The organism is Prauserella sp. PE36 (assembly GCF_003311655.1).
Taxonomy (GTDB): Bacteria; Actinomycetota; Actinomycetes; order Mycobacteriales; family Pseudonocardiaceae; genus Prauserella_A; species Prauserella_A endophytica.
Genome location: NZ_QEQT01000108.1, coordinates 1 through 3,081, shown reverse-complemented (window position 1 = coordinate 3,081; position 3,081 = coordinate 1). Strand labels below are relative to the sequence as shown.

6 protein-coding genes and 1 pseudogene are annotated in these 3,081 nt (G+C 72.5%); all 7 read left to right on the top strand.

What is annotated here, in order from left to right:
• A partial coding sequence (locus DI005_RS34885) for a hypothetical protein (RefSeq protein ID WP_233520430.1) occupies positions 1-410 on the top strand: 410 nt, incomplete at its 5' end.
• Positions 407-832, top strand: a complete 426-nt coding sequence (locus DI005_RS34880; protein WP_113644914.1) for an RRQRL motif-containing zinc-binding protein — start codon at positions 407-409, stop codon at positions 830-832. The genes DI005_RS34885 and DI005_RS34880, both read left to right, overlap by 4 nt.
• Complete coding sequence (locus tag DI005_RS34875) at positions 832-1,044, top strand: hypothetical protein (protein ID WP_113644916.1); 213 nt, start codon at positions 832-834, stop codon at positions 1,042-1,044. The genes DI005_RS34880 and DI005_RS34875 overlap by 1 nt, the downstream gene beginning before the upstream one ends.
• Positions 1,044-1,298, top strand: a complete 255-nt coding sequence (locus DI005_RS34870; RefSeq protein ID WP_113644913.1) for a hypothetical protein — start codon at positions 1,044-1,046, stop codon at positions 1,296-1,298. Before DI005_RS34875 ends, DI005_RS34870 begins: the two co-directional genes overlap by 1 nt.
• Complete coding sequence (locus DI005_RS34865) at positions 1,285-1,632, top strand: hypothetical protein (protein ID WP_199543483.1); 348 nt, start codon at positions 1,285-1,287, stop codon at positions 1,630-1,632. Before DI005_RS34870 ends, DI005_RS34865 begins: the two co-directional genes overlap by 14 nt.
• Entirely contained in the window at positions 1,629-2,774 is a 1,146-nt protein-coding gene (locus DI005_RS34860; protein WP_113644912.1) for a Yip1 family protein, read from the top strand. The genes DI005_RS34865 and DI005_RS34860 overlap by 4 nt, the downstream gene beginning before the upstream one ends.
• Positions 2,771-3,081, top strand: a pseudogene (locus DI005_RS34855) (hypothetical protein); the annotation flags it as partial. The gene DI005_RS34860 and the pseudogene DI005_RS34855, both read left to right, overlap by 4 nt.

The following is a 3,081-nucleotide window of genomic DNA, read 5'->3' as shown; positions in this document are numbered from 1 at the left end:
GTGCGGCTATGACCACACGGATTTCTGTTCAGGAGCCCGGCCCGGCGCCTTCCGCCAAGAACGTCGCCGGACCGGGTGCCCCCAACCAGCCAGCACACGACTCGAAGGGACACCTCATGGTAGGCACCACCACCCGCTACACCGAAGGGTTGCGGGAGAGCATCCGCCGCTACGGCAGCGACCCGGCCCGCGCGTACGCCTTCCTCGCGGCGGCCGTGTATGGCCATCTGCGCGGCGACCGGCACCCGGAGTGGCTGAGCGTCGTGGTGGCCGAGCTGGACGCCGCGATGGCCGCGTCCGACGCGGTGATCTACACGCCACTGGAGCTGAACGCGCTGATCGATCAGGCCACGGCCCCGCTGCGCGCGGAGCTGGCCGAGGTTTGCGCCGGGGCGGGTGAGGACCGGTGAACCCGCGCAACCGCAGGCAGCGGCCGGTGACGGTGTTCGACGGCCGCACGCATCACGTGGCGCTGTGCCGAGGCTGGCGGGATGGGCTGCCGGTGTTCGGGTGGGGCGAGGCCCCCTCGACGCTGCTGACCGTCTCGCAGCTCCGGGAGGTGGGGTTGCGGCGCAACGGGCAGGACCCGGTGGCGCTGCTGGTGTTCCGTCACCACCGCCCGTATCGGCGGGAGGAGACCACGGAGTTGTTCTCGGTGGAGCGGGCCGCCCCGGTGCGCGGCACCACCGCACAGCGCCGGGCCAAGGTGCAGGGCGCCCTGCGCGCCCGCCGCATCTGCGCCGAGTGCCGCCAGGACGTGGGCTACTACGTGCCCACCTCCACCGGGGTGTGCTGGCAGTGCGAGTCCGGCACCTGGGAGGTGGCCGCGTGATGGGTGAGCACGTTTTTCCGTTGCCACGGCCTGAATCCGGTAACGACTCGCGGTTCACGTTCGGCCTGCTGGTTGATGTGCGCGACGTGCTGATCGCGCATGGCTATCCGATGGACCAGGCCACCGGCCGTGACCTGGTTGAGCTACGGCAGGCCCTGTTCCGGTTCCTCTATGCGTCCCCGCAGTCGGGGCCAGCGGGTGGTGAGTGGTGATGTCCATTTTCGACGTGCTGGAGCGTTTCGGGACGCTCGCGCTGCTGCGGTTCGTGGGCGCGCTGCTGCTGTTTTTGATGCTGCACCTGCTGCGGATTCCGTTCGTGCTGTTGGTGCGGGTGCTGGAGGGCGTGTTGCGCCGCATCGACGGTTACGCCGCGCGGCAGGCGAGCAGGCCACCGGCGCGGCCGGTGAACGACTTTTTCCACCACACCACCGATTTCCGGAAGGGGGAGCGTCATGCCTTCGCGTGACACCAACGTCCACACCGGCGAGCCCCGCACCCGCACCGAGGTTGCGGCTGAGTGGGTCGTGTGGCACTGCGGGGAGCTGGCCGGGGTCACCGGTCCGGCCGTGCTCGCCGCGACGGTGAACGGCTGGTTCGGACTGGCCTCCGTCGCCGTCGCGGCCGGGTGGGCCGTCAAGGAGGTCCGGTTCCGCCGCGAGCAGCAGGAGATCCGCGAGCAGCGCGCTTTGCCGCCCGCACCCGCCGACCAGGACACCACCGACGACGAGGAGACCACGGAGAGCCACGCGGGCGCTGAGGACACCCGTGAGGGCCAGCGAGACAAGGGGGTGAGCGCATGAGCTGGGCGGAGCAGCGCCGCGCCGACCGCGCGGCAGCGGCCGAGCAGGCCCGCCTGGACGCTGACGCGGCGAGCGAGCGGCGGATTCGGGAACGGGAGTCACTGGCCGAGCAGTCCCGCCGCGACGAGCAGGCCCGCACGCAGCAGCGGCAGGCCGAGCGCGCCGAGCGGCAGGCACGGCGGGACGCCAAGCGGGCCGCGCTGCGGAACTGGGCGGCCGCGCACACGGTGGACCTGCTGATCTACCCGGCCGTGCTCATCGCCTTCCTGATGGCCGGGCCGTCGATGGCCGCCTACGGCGCGACGGTGTACGGCTCCGCGCTCGGGTGGCTGCTGCCCGGCATCAGTGAGCTGTTGATGCTGGCGTTCGCGGTGGCGGTGCTGATCGCCCGGCGCACCGACCCGGCCCGGCCGGTGGGCATGTTGCAGGCCGGGGTGTGGGTGTTCGCCGCGCTGTCGGCCGGGCTGAACTTCCTGCACGGCCTGGACAAGGGTTGGTCGGCCGGGGTGGTGATGGCGATCGTGGCGGTGTCCGGGATCGTGGCCCACCAACTCACCCTGGCCACCCCACCGCGCCCGGCGGCCGAGCGGGCCGCCGCCCGGATCGCCCGCCGGGAGGCCCGCAAGGTCGCCAAGGTCCGCCGGGCGGCAGTGCGGCACGCGGTGGCCGAGATCAACGCCGACGGCACCGCCCGCCTGGTCTACACCCCCGGCCGCTACGTGCTCACCGGGCGCCGGGGGCGCCGCCTGGAGGCCGCGATCGTGCCCGGTCTGCCGGTCGATCAGGACCCGGCCGAGGTGGCCGACTGGGACACCGCCCTGGCCGATCTCCTCGCGGGCGAGCAGCCTGCCGGCACCGCGGATCGGGACGCGGGCGCGGACGAGTCGCCCCTGTTCCGCGGTTCCTCGGTAGACACCCTCGATCGGGACGCTGACCAGCCAAAATCGAGCCCCGATCGAGCCCGGATCGGCGGCCGGGTGGGCCGGTCGATCGAGCAACTGCGCGCCGAACTGCGCGCGGCGATCGAGGCCAACCCGCACGCGGTCGACCCCAGCTCGGCCGAGTCCATCCGCAAGACCCTGCGCTGCTCGCCCCGCCGGGCGCGCCAGCTCCGTGACGAACACCGGGGAGGCCGAAAGTGACCACCACCGACAACACCGGACAGCCCGCCGAGTCGAGCGAGGAACTGGCCCGCGTGCACTACCTCCCCACCCGGCCGGAGGCCCAGACCGCGCCGGTCACGGCCGACGCGGGGGTCGTGGAAGGCGAGCTGATCTCCGAGGAGGAATACCGGCGCCGCACCTCGCAGAAGGCTCAGGCCATCGCCCGCTACAAGGGCTACGCCCACGACGCCGTGGTGGTCGGCCGGGTGGTGAAGACCGTCGCCACGCACGAGCACACCAAGACGGTCGGGAAGGCGTTGATGCGGCACGGCTCCTACGTGCTCGG

Coding starts and splice junctions, on each gene's coding strand:
- DI005_RS34875 (WP_113644916.1), top strand. CDS start 832: ATGGGTGAGCACGTTTTTCCGTTGCCACGGCCTGAATCCGGTAACGAC.
- DI005_RS34870 (WP_113644913.1), top strand. CDS start 1,044: ATGTCCATTTTCGACGTGCTGGAGCGTTTCGGGACGCTCGCGCTGCTG.
- DI005_RS34865 (WP_199543483.1), top strand. CDS start 1,285: ATGCCTTCGCGTGACACCAACGTCCACACCGGCGAGCCCCGCACCCGC.
- DI005_RS34860 (WP_113644912.1), top strand. CDS start 1,629: ATGAGCTGGGCGGAGCAGCGCCGCGCCGACCGCGCGGCAGCGGCCGAG.